Genomic DNA, 19,449 nt, shown 5'->3' on the forward strand with positions numbered 1-19,449 from the left:
AGTTTCGTTTACGGGGCTTTCACCCTTTTCAGCTGACCTTTCCAGGTCGATTCAACTACTACTCACAGCTACCACAGCTGAGTCCTACAACCCCAACGAGCAAGCTCGTTGGTTTGGGCTGTTTCCGTTTCGCTCGCCGCTACTAAGGAAATCGATTTTTCTTTCTCTTCCTGCAGGTACTTAGATGTTTCAGTTCTCTGCGTCTCACCCTCACTAACCTATGTATTCAGTTAGGAGTAACAGCCTATAAAAGCTGCTGGGTTGCCCCATTCGGAAATCTCTGGATCATAGCTTACGTACAGCTCCCCAAAGCTTATCGGAGTTAGTCCCGTCCTTCATCGTCTTCTAGTGCCAAGGCATCCACCGTGCGCCCTTATTCACTTAACCTTATTTGCTACCACTTTCGTGCTAGACTCTTGATTTCCACCAACTAGCGATAGTCAGCTCCATCAACCCTATGTTTTAGCTATTGAACTTTGTTTATTAACTCGTTTCAACGCGGTGTTTTCGGTTTGTTTTAATTTTGTTTCAATATCCAGTTTTCAATGAACGAATGTTTGAGAGTAAACCTCTCAAAACTGACAATGAATAATCCTAACCTGTGTATTCCGTAATATTCCTTAGAAAGGAGGTGATCCAGCCGCACCTTCCGATACGGCTACCTTGTTACGACTTCACCCCAGTTATCTATCCCACCTTAGGCGGCTGGCTCCTAAAAGGTTACCTCACCGACTTTGGGTGTTACAAACTCCCGTGGTGTGACGGGCGGTGTGTACAAGGCCCGGGAACGTATTCACCGCGGCGTTCTGATCCGCGATTACTAGCGATTCCGGCTTCATGTAGGCGAGTTGCAGCCTACAATCCGAACTGAGAACAGCTTTAAGAGATTAGCTTGACCTCGCGGTCTCGCGACTCGTTGTACTGTCCATTGTAGCACGTGTGTAGCCCAGGTCATAAGGGGCATGATGATTTGACGTCATCCCCACCTTCCTCCGGTTTGTCACCGGCAGTCTTGCTAGAGTGCCCAACTTAATGATGGCAACTAACAATAAGGGTTGCGCTCGTTGCGGGACTTAACCCAACATCTCACGACACGAGCTGACGACAACCATGCACCACCTGTCACTTTGTCCCCGAAGGGAAAGTTCTATCTCTAGAATGGTCAAAGGATGTCAAGACCTGGTAAGGTTCTTCGCGTTGCTTCGAATTAAACCACATGCTCCACCGCTTGTGCGGGCCCCCGTCAATTCCTTTGAGTTTCAGTCTTGCGACCGTACTCCCCAGGCGGAGTGCTTAATGCGTTAGCTGCAGCACTGAAGGGCGGAAACCCTCCAACACTTAGCACTCATCGTTTACGGCGTGGACTACCAGGGTATCTAATCCTGTTTGCTCCCCACGCTTTCGAGCCTCAGCGTCAGTTACAGACCAGAGAGTCGCCTTCGCCACTGGTGTTCCTCCATATATCTACGCATTTCACCGCTACACATGGAATTCCACTCTCCTCTTCTGCACTCAAGTTTCCCAGTTTCCAATGACCTTCCTCGGTTGAGCCGAGGGCTTTCACATCAGACTTAAGAAACCGCCTGCGCTCGCTTTACGCCCAATAAATCCGGACAACGCTTGCCACCTACGTATTACCGCGGCTGCTGGCACGTAGTTAGCCGTGGCTTTCTGGTTAGATACCGTCAAGGCGTGAACAGTTACTCTCACGCTTGTTCTTCTCTAACAACAGAGTTTTACGATCCGAAAACCTTCTTCACTCACGCGGCGTTGCTCGGTCAGACTTTCGTCCATTGCCGAAGATTCCCTACTGCTGCCTCCCGTAGGAGTCTGGGCCGTGTCTCAGTCCCAGTGTGGCCGATCACCCTCTCAGGTCGGCTATGCATCATGGCCTTGGTGAGCCGTTACCTCACCAACTAGCTAATGCAGCGCGGGTCTATCCATCAGCGACACCCGAAAGCGCCTTTTATCATTCGACCATGCGGTCAAAAGAATTATGCGGTATTAGCACCTGTTTCCAAGTGTTATCCCCCTCTGATGGGCAAGTTACCCACGTGTTACTCACCCGTCCGCCACTCATTTTGTTTCGGTGGAGCAAGCTCCGGTGAAACAAAATGCGTTCGACTTGCATGTATTAGGCACGCCGCCAGCGTTCGTCCTGAGCCAGGATCAAACTCTCAATAAAAAGTTTTGATAACATCCGAAGATGTCGCTCATTTATGTTTGCTAGCGAATTACTTCACTAAAATTTAAAAATTGCTTGGTTTTGTTTTACACTTTGTAAAACACCCTACACATTTGGTTTGTCTTATTCATTGTTCAGTTTTCAAAGGTCTACTTTTTAAGTCGTTGTCTTTCGTGACAACTTCTAAAGTTTAACATGTTTAGTTGACGTTGTCAACAACTTTTTTAAACTTTTTTATTTTGCTGTTTTAAGAACTTTCGTCCCTGACAACTTCTAAATATTATCACGCATAGTTGAATTCGTCAACCACTTTTGAAAATATTTTTTAACTTTTTTCTTTCGAAAAAACAAGTCGCTCTCTTATAAGAACTTTATTAGATTATCATTTGAGCGAATAATCGTCAAGTCTTTTTTATGAAAAAAGCTTTTTTCAACCAACTTGCTGAAGAAGCCGGATGACTTCTATTAATATAGCAAGTTATGTTGAAAAAAGCAATTATTTTATTAAAATTAATTTCTCATTGTTGGGAATAATAATACGTCACGAATTGATTGAGAGTTCGTTAATAACATAACTAATCGATCGATACCAATTCCTAGCCCACCTGTTGGCGGCATACCGTATTCTAACGCTTCGATAAAGTCTTCATCAATTTCGTTAGCTTCATCATTACCTAATTCTTTTTCTTTCATTTGCGCTTCAAAACGTTCACGTTGATCGATTGGATCGTTCAACTCAGTAAAGGCATTACCATATTCATGGCCACAAATAAAGAATTCAAAACGATCAGTGAAACGACCATCTTCAGGATTTTTCTTCGCTAATGGCGAAATTGATACTGGATGACCATAAATGAAAGTTGGTTGAACTAATGTTTCTTCAACAAACGCTTCGAAGAACTCGTTAACTACATGCCCAAAGTCCATGTGATCTTCGATTTCGACATTGTGTTCTTTTGCAATCGCACGTGCTTCTTCGTCTGTCATTTCTTGCCAGAAATCAACACCACATGCTTCTTTAATTGCATCTACCATGTGGACACGTTTCCAAGGGCCTTCTAAATTGATTAAGTTTTCACCGTATTCAATTTGTAATTTACCTAGAACAGTTTGCGCAACATGTGTAATAATTCCTTCTGTTAAGTCCATGATGTCACGGTAATCAGCATACGCTGTGTATACTTCTAACATGGTAAACTCTGGATTATGCGTTGTATCGATTCCTTCATTACGGAAAACACGACCGATTTCGTAAACTTTTTCCATACCACCAACGATTAAACGTTTTAAGTGTAATTCTAACGCGATACGTAAGTATAATTCCATATCTAAAGCGTTATGGTGTGTAATAAATGGACGAGCCGCTGCCCCACCTGCTAAGTTATGTAAAGTTGGTGTTTCAACTTCTAAGTAACCATTTTGATTTAAGTAGTTACGGATTTCTGAAACAATTTTACTTCTTAACATGAAGCGATCAAAACTGTCGCGGTTACTAATTAAATCTAAATAACGTTGACGGTAACGTTGCTCGACGTTTGTTAAACCATGATATTTATCTGGTAACGGACGTAAGGCTTTACTTAAGAACGTTAATGATGAAGGTTTAATCGTTACTTCACCTGTATTTGTTTTCATGATTTGGCCTGTTACTCCGATAAAGTCACCTAAATCAGCATGATCAAATAAATCATATTCTTCTTCTGTTAACGCATCTTTACGTACGTAAACTTGAATTTGGCCTTCACGGTCTTGTAAGTGAGCGAAACCAACTTTCCCTTTACCACGCTTCGTTACAATACGCCCTGCTACAGTTGCTTCATTTTTTTGTTCTTCTAATTCTTCTTTTGAAAAACCATCATACATTGTATGTAATTCTTGAGAATTATGCGTTCTTTCGAAACGTGTGCCAAATGGATCTAGGCCAGCGTCAGCGATGGCTTGCATTTTTTCTCGTCGTACGATAAGCTGATCATTCATTTCTTGATGTTCAGTCAATTGATATCTCTCCTGTCCTATATATTCAACTACTATAATGACACAAAACTACAAAAAAAGGCAAGGGAAATTTCCCCATTGCCTAGACTAACTTCTTCTTAATGCGATCTCTTCAGATTTTTCCATAAACTCTTCCAAAATCAACGCCATTTCTTCTGGCGTTTCAGCACGATTAATCGCAACTTTTGCTTTAGCCGAACGTGGCACACTCTTCAAATAATAGGCAGCATGTTGTCTAAATTCAAGCGTTGCTAGTTTCGCCCCTTTTAATTTAACTAAACGTTCTAAGTGCAGTTTAGCCGTCGTAATTTTCTCACGTGGACCTGGTTCTTCTAATAGCTCACCAGTGCGTAGATAATGCTCTGTTAAATAGATCATCCACGGATTCCCTAACGCCGCACGACCAATCATCACGCCATCACAGCCAACTTCATCCAGCATGCGTTTAGCATCTTCTGGTGTGCGCACGTCGCCATTCCCCATAAAAGGAATCGTTAAGGCATCATTTACTTGGCGTAAAATATCCCAATTCGCTTTCCCTTCGTACATTTGTACACGAGTACGTCCATGCATCGCAATGGCACTTGCACCCGCTTTTTCAGCGGCTAGGGCATTTTCAACCGCAAATAAATGGTCTTCATCCCAACCGATACGCATTTTAACTGTTACCGGTTTGTCAACCGCTGACGAAACAGCTTCAACCATCTCATACACTTTATTTGGATCTAATAACCAACGCGCACCCGCTTCGGCTTTAATGATTTTATTAACTGGACAGCCCATATTGATATCAATAATATCTGCTTTCGTATTTTCAGCCACGAATTGAGCCGCTTCCACTAAGGTTTCTTTTTGACCACCGAAAATTTGAATACTGATCGGGTGTTCGCCTTCTTCGATATGCAACATGTCTAATGTTTTTTTATTTTTAAAATGAATCCCTTTGTCACTGATCATCTCACAAACGACTAGACCAGCACCAAATTCTTTAACAGTTAAACGGAAGGCACTATTACTAATACCGGCCATTGGCGCTACGACAACACGGTTTGGAATTTCTACATTACCTATTTTCCACAAAGTGGGCTCCCCCTTATTTTGACCCTTCAATCTCAGCGACCAATTCATTTAAATCGTCCTCTGAGAAGTGATACTTATTATTACAGAAATGGCACACTGTTTCAGCACCATGATCTTCTTCGATAATCTCTTTTAAGTCAGCTACGCCTAGTGTCATTAACATACCGCTAAAACGCTCTTTTGAACAATGACAGTTGAACCCAACATCCATCTTGTCTAAAATTTGTAGGTTTTCTTCTCCTAACAAACGATTTAAGATTTCTTCTGGTTTTTCCCCTTGTTCAATTAAACGTGAAACAAATGGAATCTCTGCTAAACGACGTTCAATTTCATCTAGAGTTTCTTCCGTTGCACCAGGCATTACTTGGATCATGAATCCACCTGATGCGATAATTGAATCGTCGGTATCCACTAAGACACTTAGCCCGACTGCTGAAGGCACTTGTTCAGAGTTTGCTAAATAATATGTGAAATCTTCGCCTAATTCACCTGAAACTAATGGAACTTGTCCTGAAAACGGCTCTTTCATTCCTAGGTCTTTAATCACTGTCAATGAACCTTCTGTACCGACAACTCCACGTACATCGATTTTGCCTTTTTCATTTAGTGGTAAGGCAACGTGTGGGTTCGTAATGTATCCTTTTACTTCCCCTTTACCATTCGCATCGACCATAATCAAACCACCTGGTCCATTACCTTCGATTTTTACTGTTAATTTATCTTCACCTTTTAATTGAGAACCTAATAATAAACCACCAACTAATGAGCGACCCAAGGCAGCTGATGCGCTATGCCAAGTATCATGACGTCGTTGTGCTTCGCTTACTGTTTCTGTTGCATTGACTGCAAATGCTCTAATTTGTCCATCAAATGCTAATGCTTTAATTAAATAATCTGTCATGTCTTTCACCTTTTCTTTATTAAACATTAAAAGTGGGTCGCCTAGGCAACCCACCTTATCATATCCTATTGTTGTTCATTTTCACTATCGTTTTGCTCAATTTGATGTTCTGAAGGGAATTCTGTTACTTCAGGTTTCGCTTGTGCCACAACTTCTTCAACTGCTTCTTCGGCATCAGTTGTTGATGTTTCAGTCGCTGTTTCTGGATGTTGTTCATCATATTCCGCTTGCTTTTCAGCTTCTTTCTTTTCTAAAGCTTGTTTTGCTTCTTCAAAAGAACGCGCTGTTTCGCTGGGGAATTCTTCTGTTAAATCATTAGAAGGCATTTCGCCTGTTTCAAATAATGATTTAATTTGACGAGCATCTAACGTTTCGTGTTCTAATAACATTTTCGCAATTAACTCATGTTTGTCACGATTTTCTTCGATAATTTCTTTGGCTTTATCATGTGCTTCGTTTAAAATACGACGAACTTCTTCATCGATTTCGTAAGCCACTTGATCTGAGTAAGCTTTTGTTTGACCGTAGTCGCGACCAACAAAGACTTGATGGTTCCCTTCATACTGAACAGTTCCTAGACGGTCACTCATTCCGTATTCCGTTACCATACTACGTGCTAAGCCAGTTGCTTGTTCGAAGTCATTGCTTGCACCAGTAGATTTCACGCCGAAGAATACTTCTTCTGCGACACGTCCACCAAGTAAGCCAACAATTTGTTCGAACATTTCTTCTTTAGTCATTAAGAAACGATCTTCTTTTGGTAAAGCAATCATGTAACCACCGGCACGGCCACGTGGCACAATTGTTACTTTATGAACGGTGCGAGCATCACCTAAAACTAAGCCACAGATTGTATGACCTGCTTCATGGTAAGCCACTAAATCACGCTCTTTCGCGCTAATGACGCGGTCTTTCTTAGCAGGACCAGCAATCACACGGTCTTGCGCTTCATCAACGTCTGATGAATCAATTTTCTTCTTATCACGACGAGCTGCTACTAACGCTGCTTCGTTTAATAAGTTTTCTAAATCAGCACCTGCAAAACCTGGTGTTTGTTGTGCAATGACTTTCAAGTCAACATCAGCTGCTAACGGTTTGTTTTTCGCATGGACTTTCAGAATTGCTTCACGACCTTTAACATCTGGACGACCCACTAAGATTTGACGGTCAAAACGACCTGGTCTTAATAATGCTGGATCCAAGACATCTGAACGGTTCGTAGCAGCAATTACGATAACACCTTCATTACCGTTAAAACCATCCATTTCAACTAACATTTGGTTAAGGGTTTGTTCACGCTCATCGTGTCCACCGCCCATACCAGCGCCACGTTGACGACCAACTGCATCGATTTCATCGATGAAGATGATTGACGGTGCATTTTTCTTCGCACTTTCGAATAAGTCACGTACACGACTTGCCCCAACCCCAACAAACATCTCAACGAAGTCTGAACCTGAGATTGAATAGAACGGCACACCTGCTTCACCGGCTACGGCTTTAGCAAGTAATGTTTTACCTGTCCCTGGAGGTCCTTCTAATAAGACACCTGCCGGGATACGCGCGCCTAATTCTACGAAACGTCGTGGGTCTTTCAAGAACTCAACCACTTCGACTAACTCTTGTTTTTCTTCTTCCGCACCAGCGACATCAGAAAAACGAATTTTATTAGCTGTTTTGTCAGCTTCTTTGGCTTTTGATTTACCGAAGTTCATCACACCACGGCCACCGCCGCCTTGCTGACCTTGTCCCATCATCATATAGAATAAGAATCCCATAAATAATAACGGTACAATTGATAATAAGATAGTTAAGAAAGCCCCACTGCTGCTTTCTTCCTGAACTTTAACACTTGCTCCAACATCTTCAGCTTTATCAATCACTTTGGCAATTGAGCTGTCATTTGGCAACATGGTTGTGCTAAAACTATCTGTTTCAGCTGTTGTACCTCCAAATACTTTGACACCATTGCTTTCCACTTTTTGTTTCTCGGTATACGTCCCATTAATGACATAGGCACCATTACCTGGTTTTACTTCAAATTCTTTAACCAAACCTTTATCTAATTTTTGACTAAATGTCGAATAAGGTATTTCTGTTCCTACACTGCGGTCTCCATTAAAAAACCAGCTCATTAGTAACGCTAGTGCAATTAATAACACTAGATAATAAGCCGTCCCTTTAGGCGCACCACTCTTCTTTTTGTTCATTCAAGCGCCTCCTCCTATTTTTACCATTGATAGTTATATTTTATCATAACTCCATCAAAAAGTTAGTATTATGACTCGTAGACTTCTTCTTTTAAGACACCTACGTATGGTAAATGACGGTAGTTTTCTTTGTAATCTAATCCATAGCCGACTACAAATTCATTAGGCACTAAGAATCCAGCATAATCTGCTTCTAATTCTACTGCGCGACCTTCAGGCTTATCTAAAAGTGTCACAATTTTAACTGATTTAGCTTGACGATAAATAAATAATTCGACTAAATATTTTAATGTACGTCCACTGTCGATAATATCTTCAACAATTAATACGTCACGTCCCATAACATTTGTGTTTAAATCTTTCACGATTTTAACTTCACCAGAAGAAACCAACGCATCTCCATAACTTGAAACATCCATGAAATCCATCTCTAAAGGCACCTTAATTTCACGAACTAAATCTGCCATAAATGGCACAGCACCTTTTAAAATACCTACTACTAAAGGCATTGTATCTTTATATTCTTCCGTTAAGATAGCACCGAATTCTTGTGTTTTTTGTGCAATTTCTTCTCTACTTACTAATACTTTTTTAATGTCTTTTTCCAACTTATGTTTCTCCTTCCGAATAACTACTCATCTTTTGTAATAAGTTAGCTTGTAAAATATTTTATCAGTTTCAGGGACAATACTCAAATAACTTTTTCTAAAACCGACAATCCAAACAACTTCGTCGTGTCTATTTAACACTAACGGGATGTTGAGACGTTCTGTTTTGGAGATTTTTTTATCAATGAACAGGCGGGAAACTTTCTTCGTTTGCCCTGATGCATCAAGCACGAAGCGATCACCAGGTTCATATGAGCGGACGGTTAAAGGCAACCAATCCAAGGGAATGATCACTTCATCCCTCTCTTGCGTAAGTTTCTGTGTTTCTTCCAGCATGAGTAAACCATCATTCGGTAAAGTAAACTGATCACCTAATTGACTGATGCTTCCTGCTATTTTTTCGCTCGGTGAGAGCTGCTGGTTGGATAGTTTAAGAAAGTGATAAGATTTTTGAACACACCAGTTATCCGCTAGTGTCCACACTTGTTCACCTGCTGTTGTCAAATCACTTATCATTTGTTGCAATTGGCGTTGAGAGAGTGTGCCACCTTTAGCAATTAAATTCCGTTGGAAAAATTCACTCAACAAAAAATAACGCTCCGCTTCAGAAAATTCGCGCCATTTTAGCAAATCAAGCTGTTCACCATACAATTGCTGTGCTACTGTAACCACACATTGTGGATAAAGTTCGCTCACACGAGTCTTAATAAGATCATTAGCTAAATTTAATTGATTCGTAAAATCCGCCCACTTCTCAACGTAGTGTGGCGCTTCATTAGCAATTTGTGGGACAAGATGATGACGCACTCGATTTCTTAGATAGTTATCCTGTTGATTGCTTGCATCTTCCCAATAAGGAACGTGTTGATTTGTGGCCCAATTTTCAATGCTTGCTTTATTGAATGCCAGTAACGGGCGCACGATTTTCACGTCTTCTCGCCAACTGACAGGACGAATCCCTACCATATTTTGTAACGAACTACCGCGAATTAATTTGATTAATAACGTCTCTACTTGATCATCTCCGTGGTGAGCTGTTAGCAACATATCGTACTGTTGCTCTTTAGCCGTTGCAAGTAAAAAATCGTAACGTGCTTGACGCGCAGCTGCTTCAATACCGTTTTCAGAAGTTGGTTCAAGCCACTCGCCTAAATAAAACGATAGTTGATGTTGCTGACAATAGTTTGCGACTGCTTGAGCATCATCATCTGCTTCCACACGTAAATGATGATTAAAATGGGCCACGCCTATTTCAGCAGGACGTAAATATTGTGGTAATCGTTGTAATAAAGCTAGTAAGACCATCGAATCAACTCCACCTGAAACAGCAACTAAGACACGGTCTTGCCCTCGCCAATAACCTTGTTTCTCGATAATCTGTTTAAAGGCTTGCTCCATCTCGCCCTCCTTATTCTCTAAAAAGATAAAAGAGGTGTGACTAATAGTCGCACCTCTTTATTTGTACGTGTTCTTAGCTACGACGTCCGCCGCGGCCACCACGTTTACCTTCTGTGTTACGTTTTAACGATAATAAACGATCTTCACTATCTTTCATGAAATCACTCATTAAATCATCAAAATTTTGTTTTTTCGCTACTGATTGAACAGCCGGTTTACGATATTCTTTACGAGGAGCGCGTTCTTCTCTAGGTTTTCTCGGAGGACGGCTAGCACCTTCATTAGCAGTTCCTTCTGCCCCTTCTAATAAACGACGAATTGACAAGCCAATTTTGCCGTCTGTGCCAACACTCATTACTTTCACTTCTACTGTATCACCAACGGTTAACACGTCGTTGATATCTTTTACGTAATTATTTGAAACTTCACTAATGTGGACTAATCCCGTTTTACCTTCTCCTAAATCAATGAATGCTCCAAAATTAGTAATTCCTGATACTTTCCCCGATACTTTTCCGCCTACTTCAATCGACATAAAACCATTGTTCCCCTTTCAAATCTTTACCTTTTAATTATTGGTTGTTTTTGTTATCTTCTTGTAATTTTTTATCCAATTTAGGAATATAGTAAACCGTCTCATCTTCTGCTGAAATCAATAATTTTTGACGTGCTAACTTCGCTAAATATTCTGGATCATTAAGCAACTCAACTTCTTGTGAAAGCAAGTCTTGTTTATCTGTTAAACTTGCTTGCTCTTTGACTGAACTAGCATACTCTTTTTCAAGAACAGAAATGTGCGTTAAGTTTTTGATGATGGTCGTTCCTAAAAAGCCTAACATCAATACTGAAAGAATGCCTACGACCGACATTCTACGTCGTCTATATATAATTTGCTTTTGAACGTCACTAAAATCTCGTCGTTGCTCTTTTGTATAATGGGTAGCTAACTCGGTTACATTAGACGGTGAATTTTTTTGATTATCTTGTTCATCGTAATAATAATTATTCAATTCTTCCATAGTAACCCCCATAATTAATTTATTTTCTAGTTTCCATTATAGCAACATGTTTAGCCGTTGTCTAATCAAAATTAGGCTTTTCTCGTGTATCAATTTCCTGAATAATTTCATACATAGATGCGGCATCTTCTTTTTTAGTTGATTCATGCAACGCTAACACGTTAACTTCAAGTGTTTTATTCCCAAAGACAATCGTTAATTTATCACCGATAGCTACTTTACTTGAAGATTTTGCTAACTTGTCATTGATTGAAATACGCCCTTTATCAGCTACTTCTTTAGCAACCGAACGTCGTTTAATTAAGCGTGAAATTTTCAAAAATTTATCTAAACGCATAGTCTTCACCTCTTGATTTTATTTATTACTTTATTGACAGAAAAAACCTCATATTCTTCTTCTGTAATCAAGTGAGTTTTGATTACTGTATAACCAAACGTTCCCCCACCAATTAAGGCTGCCGCAGCAGACAGCAAGATAGCAGAGACGCGTTTGTTTAAAAATTGTTCTAATGGCAACCCTTGCCAAACTAGGCGAACCCCCATGACTACAACATACATCAACACGAGTAACACGGTTAAATGAAGTAAATAGCTTGGACGATGTTTACCAGCTTCACGTAAGTATACTTTATCATACAACAAAGCTAAGATGACCACTAGCCCTAAAATTGTCGATATACTAGCACCGATACTACCTAACCAATAAATTAAAGGAAAACTCGTTAATAGTTTTGCCCCCATCCCTAACAAGCTGATTTTAAATAATAATTTATTAGCGTGATTGGTTTGAGCAATCACTTGTAACATTTGAATCACACTCATTAAGGCCACTACTACCACAAACAGACGGATAGCAAAAGTTTCTTTATTATCACCAAATAATCCCACATTTAATTCAGGTACTATAGCTATTAAGCCAACGGTCGCTGCTAATCCGACCATCGCGGCTAGTTTCATTAATTGTTTAAAGCGGGTTTGATAACTTTCACCGACTTCTTTTTTTAATTGCATCAAATTAGGAAGTTGCCCCACCACTAAGGCTGTGCTGATAACCATTCCAACCTGAGCTAATGGTTGCCCACGGTCATACGCACCTTTAATGATTTTCGCCTGCAATTCTGAAACGCCTGACGCGACTAACGCATTTTTCATAATAAATGAATCCACAAGTTGAAAAATGACCAATAACGCTGCATATAAACATATCATGCCACCTTCAGCCAATAACCTTTTCCAAAGTGCCTTAGTATCATGAATTTCGCTCGATACATGTTCAAACGAGATCAGCGTGTTTTCTTTCCGTGTCACCCGTGCAATATACATGACGGCACCAGCTGCTCCAACAAGTGCACCACTTGAAGCAACAACACCCGTTTCATAGACATCTCCTAATAACCCTTTTTGGAGCATCCATGCACTTACCAAAATCACGCCCACACGTAGGACCTGTTCAATTAACTGCGAGACAGCTGTCCCCTCAAGCAACAACTTGCCTTGCATATAACCGCGGTATAACGCCAGATTGGGAACAAATAAAAATAAGAAAGCCGTTATGCGAATAAGTGGTGTCAGTTGGACGTCCCCCATCAATTCAGCTAAAAATCGGGCGAAGACCAAAAAGAAGACACATAATATCACACAAATCAACCAAATCATCCGGCGCAATTGATTAAGCAAGCGCAAAGTCGCGATATTATCATCTGATTCCGCTACTAATTTAGAAATGAATAGCGGTAAACCCTCCAATGCCATTATGCTCGCAATCCCATAAATAGGATAGACTTGTTGGAAGACATAAAAACCTTCGTCCCCTACAATATTTTGAAAAGGCACGCGATAGATAGCGCTCAATATTTTGACCAAAAAAGCACTAACTGACAACAGCACGGTGCCTTTTAATAACGTATTGCTTGCTTTATTATCCATAGGCGTCCCCCTAAGCTGACGCTTCTTTGGTCAAACGTTGTTTACGTAACGCTTCAACAAATTTTGCTAGTTCTTTCAGCCAAACTTCTTCTAACATTTGATTAGGAACCGTTAATGTAATGACCATCACGTCACCATCTTGTCCCATGTCTGATTTCAAGGTAGTAGCGCTTAAGGCTTTAAACAAATCTTCCACCATATATGTTTTCGAACCGACTTTGCTTAAACGAATCGTCAAACGTTGGCCAGATTTTCGAATAGAATCAATTAGCGCACGATCGCCGTCCATCTTAATGCGCCCGACCGTTAATAAATAAACGACTTCATCAGGAAACTCACCGAATCGGTCAATTAAATCGCCCTCTAATTCATCATACATTTCACGACTTTCTAATTGACGGACTCGTTTGTATATCTCAATTTTTTGACGTTCATCGCTAATATAAGTTTCCGGTAAATAAGCGTTTAATTCCAAATCAATTTCAACAGACGTTTTATATTCTGAAGCTTCTTTGCCTTGTTTGCGAGCGACTGCTTCTTCTAACATTTGTGAGTACAAATCAAAACCGACTGTGTCGATAAAGCCGTGTTGTTGCGCGCCCAATAAATTACCCGCTCCACGAATGGATAAATCGCGCATCGCGATTTTAAAGCCAGAACCTAATTCGGTAAAATCTTTAATGGCTTGCAGGCGCTTCTCGCCGACTTCACTCAATATTTTTTGCGGGGCATGCATAAAGTACGCATAGGCAACACGATTACTACGACCAACACGTCCTCGTAATTGATACAGTTGCGATAAGCCCATATGGTCAGCATTTTCAACAAATAGCGTATTAGCGTTAGGAATATCAATGCCCGTTTCGATAATCGTCGTTGTCACTAAGACATCATACGCACCATCGATAAAGTCCATTAAGACGTTTTCTAATTGCACTTCCGACATTTGCCCATGCGCATGCGCAATTCTAGCATCCGGCACTAACGCTTGTAGTTCCCCAACTTTTTGTTCGATGGTATCGACACGGTTGTGTAGATAGAAAACTTGTCCGCCACGTGCCATCTCTCGTTCAATTCCGTCACGAATCGCCCCGAAGTTTTCTTCCATGACGTAAGTTTGAACCGGATAACGGTTTGAAGGCGGGGTTTCAATAACCGACAAATCACGCACCCCAAGCATTGACATGTGTAACGTTCTTGGAATTGGGGTCGCCGTTAAAGTTAAGACGTCAACTTGTTTACGCAATTGTTTTAGACGTTCTTTGTGTTTCACTCCAAAACGTTGTTCTTCATCAATCACAAGCAGACCTAAATCTTGAAATTCAATATCGCTCGATAACACACGATGGGTACCGACCACGATATCTAACTGGCCTTTTTTCAATTGTTCAATCGTTTCTTCTTGTTGTTTCTTACTTCTAAAACGACTCAATAAGCCGACACAAACAGGGAAATCACGGAAACGATCGACCATCGTTTCATAATGTTGTTGTGCTAAAACCGTCGTTGGTACGAGAACCGCCACTTGTTTATTATCGCGAATAGCTTTAAACGCTGCACGAATAGCAACTTCTGTTTTACCATATCCCACATCACCTACTAATAGACGATCCATTGGTTTAGCCTTTTCCATATCTTTTTTAATTTCTTGAATACTACGCAATTGATCTTCTGTTTCAGAATAGGGGAAAGCATCTTCAAATTCTTTTTGCAAACTATCGTCTGGGGAAAAAGCAAAACCTTTTTCTGCCTCACGCGCTGCGTAAAGTTTAATTAAGTCATCAGCAATATCTTCGACTTTGCCGGCAACTTTTTTCTTAGTCTTCGTCCATTCGTTACCGCCTAATTTGTTAATCTTAGGGGACTTCGATTCAGAAGCGACGTATTTTTGAATCAAATCAAGTTGAGTAACTGGAATGAATAATTTGTCATTGTTTTGATACAAAATCGAGATGTAGTCTTGATGAACACCTCCGCTGACCAAGGTTTCCATACCGACATATTTACCAATTCCGTGGTTAACGTGTACCACGTAGTCGCCAACTTTTAATTCATTATAGCTACGTAAACGTTCGGCATTCGAAATCGTTTGACGACGTGCGCGTTTACGCTTAACGGTTTTTAGTAATTCTTTTTCCGTGACGATTACTAGTTTTTCATCAATCCACTCAAAACCATTTTGTAATGCTCCCAGACGAATTTGGGTTTGCCCTTCGATGATTTCACCGTGATGTTGCACGACAACCGGAATATCATAATCTTCCATCATCTCTAGCAGTTTTTGGCTCTTCTCTTCATCAGATGCCAAAATAATTACTGTTTCTTTTTTCTTATGCCAATTCGCAACTTCTTCTTTTAAAAGCGGCATTTGACCGAAAAATTGTTGCATGGCGCGGCACTCGAAACTTGTGACAGCTTTAAACTTCATGCGGCCCATGCCTTTTTGGAACAACGATAAAAATGATTGCGAGATGCGTTCTTGTTTGATTAACTTGCGAATATCTTGTCCAAACGAAATATCCGTTAACATGCGGACTTCTTGTAGTTTCATCGCCTGCCACTCGGCTTCTTCCACTACCAATTCTTTTTCGACTTCTAAAATACGCGCGTAATCATCAAAGATTAACTGGTCGTCTATCTCTAAATAATCAAGTAAGGTGATTTTTTCTGGATAAACTACTTCTAACCATTGGCGAATCGATTCGGTTGGATGACCCTGACTCCACTCACTTGCTAAATCGTCAAAATAAGCCATAAATAACCCTTTATCGTCAGGATCACTCATGACAGCCGCTTGTTTTGCGACTTTCTTACGTAATTTTTCTGAAGCAACTGCTAATTCTTCTTTTGTCACCACGACATCCGTTGCAGGGGTTAATAAGAAACTATCCACATTCTCAAGTGAACGTTGGGTCTCAACATCAAACGTTCGTAAAGAATCGATTTCTGTATCAAACAAATCAATTCGATAAGGATTGGCGTTGGTCAACGGATAAATATCAATAATACTACCGCGCAAGCTAAACTCACCTGGTTTGGTGATCATCCCTTCACGACGATAACCCATTAAAACTAATTTTTCTGTTAAAGCCGTCAAATCAAGCTCTTGCCCCACACTAATGGTTTGCTCGTAAGCTAACCAAGTGTCTTTAGCAGGCAAATAACGACGAAAACCAGCTGTTGGGACAACCAATACCCCTGAACGATTGCTCGCTAAAAAAGACAACGCCTGAATTTTTTCTGCCATGACTTCTGGTGAGACAATACTCATCTCGGCCGACGTCACCTCATCTATTGGAAAACTATATAATACTTCGTCAGGAAATAAATGACGTAAATCTTCTAATATCACGCCCATTTGATAAATGTTAGGTACGACAATTACCGTTTTATTGCCTTTAGCCTGATACAAACTAGCCATCGCTAGCGTTTTAGCTGAATTGGTCAAACCCACTAACAGCTGATTGCCAGATTCGTTTGTTCCTTCAAGCCACTGATTTATTTTAGTTGATGCTAATACTTTTTCTAATAAAGCCATCTTGTCACTCCTAAATTTTGCCGTTGTAGCGGTTCATCGTTCCCACAAAATCATCATGTTGTATCCAATCTTCACACGCATCGGCTGCTGTTTTCACTGCCAGTAGCATCTCTTCATGCGTTCCTTTCGGGAACGGACTTAAAACGTGGCTTACCACATCTTGACCGGGATACGGTCGATTCACGCCAATTTTAATGCGTTTAAAATTTTGCGTGCCTAAATGTTGAATCAAGCTCTTAATCCCGTTATGTCCACCAGCACTGCCTTTTTCACGTAAACGGATTTTCCCCACTGGTAAATCCATATCATCATAAATAACTACAACATCCTCAACCGTTAATTGATAGTAATCCATTAACGGACGGATACAGCGTCCAGACTCATTCATAAATGTTTGCGGCTTAACTAACAGAATCTTTTCACCATTAATGAACAATTCGGCAATCTCGCCTTCAAATTGATATTTATTAAAGCTGACTTTTTCTCGGCTAGCTAGCTCATCTAAGGTTATAAACCCGATATTATGTTTAGTTGGGGCATACTTTTTCCCCGGGTTGCCCAATCCGACGATTATTTTCATTCTTTCATTACTCCTTTATATTTCCTATGTAACACTATCTTTTATGATTTATATTAAAACAAGCACAAAATACCGAGCAATCTCGATTGCTCAGTGTCCCAAACAGTATATCATATTTATGTCTTTCTCGGCTAATCTCATCAATCTCTTAAGAAAGACCTTTTTATATTCTTACTTAATGAAAGTATGATACAATTAATTACAGAAAAAAGTTAAAGTGAGGGAAATTATGAAGAAAAAAGGAATTTTACTCTCATTGTTAGGGCTCCTAATTGTTTTAGCTACGGTGGGTTATTTTGTTAAAGCATCTTTCTATCAAGATCGCTTCTTACCAAAGACAACCATTAACAACTTAGATGTAAGTGGATTAACAGCGGCTGAAGCTGATCGAAAGTTAACAAACAAAGCCGATGAGAAAAAATTTATTATTACCGACAAAGAAAAACCTTGGAAAGAAATGTCAGTTTCAACTTTAGGCGTTGAATATAACTTTAAAAAAGAAGCAACCGTATTACTTGGCAAGCAAAATAAAAACACGTGGTTACTAAGTCACCTTAAGGAACATGACTATACCATTGAAAGCAACGCTATCAACGAAGAGGTCTTAACAAGTGCCTTAAACGAATTAAGCCAAGAGATCACTCAAATCAACGAAACGCGTACCCCTTCAGTGAATGCAGCCATTGCACAAACAGAAAATGGTTTTGAAATCACACCTGAAGTTCATGGTGACGCCATTAACGTTGATAAATTTATTAACGAATTAAAAGACGATTTAGCTCAAGGAAAACATACGATTGAAATTGAAAAATTCGTGGATAAGCCAACCGTCACTAAAGATGATAAACACTTAAAAAAAGAGTTAGAACATATTGAAAACATCACAAAACAAACGGTCACTTACCATATCAACGGTGAAACCATAAATGTTCCATCCGAGACAATTGCCTCTTGGGTACTTTATGATAGTCAAACGAAAGAAGCAACGTTAGACCAAACGGCGGTTCAAAATTATTTAACCGGGCTAGCCAATCAATATAACACAAGTACACAACCAACAGACTTCAAAAGTACGAAACGCGGAGTTGTCAGTGTACCTGCAGGAAGCTATAGTTGGTCTATAGCTGTTCAAACAGAAGCGGCTAATTTAACCGCTGACTTGTTGGCTAACCAAAGCGTAGACCGTTCACCAGCTTATCAAGGAAGCGCCTCTCCAAGTGGGCCCCTTGTAAACAACACTTATATTGAAGTAGATTTAACGAACCAACATATGTGGTACTATAAAGATGGAAAAGTTGTTTTAGAAACAGACATTGTCTCTGGAAAACCTAAAACACCTACACCACCTGGCGTCTTCTATGTTTGGAACAAAGAACTTAACGCTACCTTAAAAGGCACTAACGATGATGGTTCTAAATACGAGTCTCCGGTTGATTACTGGATGCCAATTGATTGGACTGGCGTGGGAATCCACGATTCTGACTGGCAACCAGAATACGGTGGTGATTTATGGAAAACACGTGGCTCACACGGCTGTGTCAACACACCACCTAACATTATGAAACAATTATTCGAAAAAGTTGAAGTTGGGACACCTGTCTTAGTCTTCTAACATTTAGAAAAAGCGCCACGACTAATTGTCGTAGCGCTTTTCTTTATTTGTATTATAAAATCGGCATAGTGTCTAAAAACTTCACTAAAAATTTTTTCACTGTTTCTTTTTCATCCGAAGCATTTGGACCTACCACATTAACTGCTTTACGTCGTTGTTTCACTCGGTCTAATGTATTCGTTAAACTCAAAATTTCTTGTTCCGTTAACAAATCTACAATCTCACGGTACTGGTTATTGCCATTCATATTTTCATCAACAAATTTCTTTAGTTCTTGTTTCTTAGCATACCCTTTTAAACGTTTGACCACTTTTTTTGACGCTAAAATCGCTGCACTTGTCCCTACTACTGCAACTGCACCACTACCTACTAAAACTTTTGTTAAAGACTTCATATT

General features: G+C 40.1%; 14 protein-coding genes and 2 rRNA genes (1 of these 16 cut by a window edge). 1 reads left to right on the plus strand and 15 read right to left on the minus strand.

All coding sequences use genetic code 11. The features are described from left to right. The 14 genes from FA707_RS09315 to pth form a co-directional block, all read right to left on the minus strand. Window positions 1-387: ribosomal RNA gene (locus tag FA707_RS09315) — 23S ribosomal RNA — on the minus strand (it extends 2,530 nt beyond the left edge of the window). Window positions 388-624: 237 nt separating this feature from the next. Beyond that, window positions 625-2,185 (minus strand): 16S ribosomal RNA (locus FA707_RS09320). The 16S and 23S rRNA genes sit together here, the layout of an rRNA operon. 510 nt (window positions 2,186-2,695) lie before the next feature. Next, the gene (gene lysS / locus FA707_RS09325; RefSeq protein WP_136954229.1) at window positions 2,696-4,162 is read right to left on the minus strand and encodes a lysine--tRNA ligase; all 1,467 of its coding nucleotides are present in this window, start codon (window positions 4,160-4,162) and stop codon (window positions 2,696-2,698) included. A gap of 105 nt (window positions 4,163-4,267) precedes the next feature. Then, window positions 4,268-5,260: a tRNA dihydrouridine synthase DusB gene (dusB, locus tag FA707_RS09330; protein ID WP_281277682.1), complete on the minus strand. Its 993-nt coding sequence runs from the start codon at window positions 5,258-5,260 to the stop codon at window positions 4,268-4,270. Between the two features lie 13 nt (window positions 5,261-5,273). Next, on the minus strand, window positions 5,274-6,161 hold the full coding sequence (hslO, locus tag FA707_RS09335; RefSeq protein ID WP_136953940.1) for an Hsp33 family molecular chaperone HslO: 888 nt from the start codon (window positions 6,159-6,161) through the stop codon (window positions 5,274-5,276). A gap of 65 nt (window positions 6,162-6,226) precedes the next feature. Next, on the minus strand, window positions 6,227-8,371 hold the full coding sequence (ftsH, locus tag FA707_RS09340) for an ATP-dependent zinc metalloprotease FtsH (protein WP_136953941.1): 2,145 nt from the start codon (window positions 8,369-8,371) through the stop codon (window positions 6,227-6,229). Between the two features lie 68 nt (window positions 8,372-8,439). Beyond that, window positions 8,440-8,979, minus strand: a complete 540-nt coding sequence (gene hpt, locus FA707_RS09345; protein ID WP_136953942.1) for a hypoxanthine phosphoribosyltransferase — start codon at window positions 8,977-8,979, stop codon at window positions 8,440-8,442. Between the two features lie 27 nt (window positions 8,980-9,006). Beyond that, window positions 9,007-10,377 carry a tRNA lysidine(34) synthetase TilS gene (gene tilS, locus FA707_RS09350; RefSeq protein ID WP_136953943.1) on the minus strand — a complete coding sequence of 457 codons (1,371 nt, stop codon included), beginning with the start codon at window positions 10,375-10,377 and terminating at the stop codon, window positions 9,007-9,009. 73 nt (window positions 10,378-10,450) lie between these two features. Further along, on the minus strand, window positions 10,451-10,912 hold the full coding sequence (locus FA707_RS09355; protein WP_136953944.1) for a S1 domain-containing RNA-binding protein: 462 nt from the start codon (window positions 10,910-10,912) through the stop codon (window positions 10,451-10,453). Window positions 10,913-10,949: 37 nt separating this feature from the next. Beyond that, entirely contained in the window at window positions 10,950-11,396 is a 447-nt protein-coding gene (locus FA707_RS09360; RefSeq protein ID WP_168177391.1) for an FtsB family cell division protein, read from the minus strand. A 61-nt stretch (window positions 11,397-11,457) separates the two neighbouring features. Continuing rightward, entirely contained in the window at window positions 11,458-11,733 is a 276-nt protein-coding gene (locus FA707_RS09365) for an RNA-binding S4 domain-containing protein (protein WP_136953946.1), read from the minus strand. Window positions 11,734-11,738: 5 nt separating this feature from the next. Further along, window positions 11,739-13,322 (minus strand): polysaccharide biosynthesis protein, encoded by a 1,584-nt coding sequence (locus tag FA707_RS09370; RefSeq protein ID WP_136953947.1) that lies wholly within the window; start codon window positions 13,320-13,322, stop codon window positions 11,739-11,741. Window positions 13,323-13,332: 10 nt separating this feature from the next. After that, on the minus strand, window positions 13,333-16,860 hold the full coding sequence (gene mfd, locus FA707_RS09375; RefSeq protein WP_136953948.1) for a transcription-repair coupling factor: 3,528 nt from the start codon (window positions 16,858-16,860) through the stop codon (window positions 13,333-13,335). Window positions 16,861-16,870: 10 nt separating this feature from the next. After that, window positions 16,871-17,440 (minus strand): aminoacyl-tRNA hydrolase, encoded by a 570-nt coding sequence (gene pth / locus FA707_RS09380; protein ID WP_136953949.1) that lies wholly within the window; start codon window positions 17,438-17,440, stop codon window positions 16,871-16,873. 229 nt (window positions 17,441-17,669) lie between these two features. Between pth and FA707_RS09385 the strand changes: the two genes are divergently transcribed. Further along, window positions 17,670-19,052 carry a L,D-transpeptidase family protein gene (locus FA707_RS09385; RefSeq protein WP_136953950.1) on the plus strand — a complete coding sequence of 461 codons (1,383 nt, stop codon included), beginning with the start codon at window positions 17,670-17,672 and terminating at the stop codon, window positions 19,050-19,052. Between the two features lie 52 nt (window positions 19,053-19,104). Here FA707_RS09385 and FA707_RS09390 read toward each other — a convergent pair whose 3' ends face one another. Next, window positions 19,105-19,446 (minus strand): hypothetical protein, encoded by a 342-nt coding sequence (locus FA707_RS09390; protein ID WP_136953951.1) that lies wholly within the window; start codon window positions 19,444-19,446, stop codon window positions 19,105-19,107. Window positions 19,447-19,449 lie beyond the last annotated feature (3 nt).

The organism is Vagococcus zengguangii, assembly GCF_005145005.1.
GTDB classification, from domain to species: domain Bacteria; phylum Bacillota; class Bacilli; order Lactobacillales; family Vagococcaceae; genus Vagococcus_A; species Vagococcus_A zengguangii.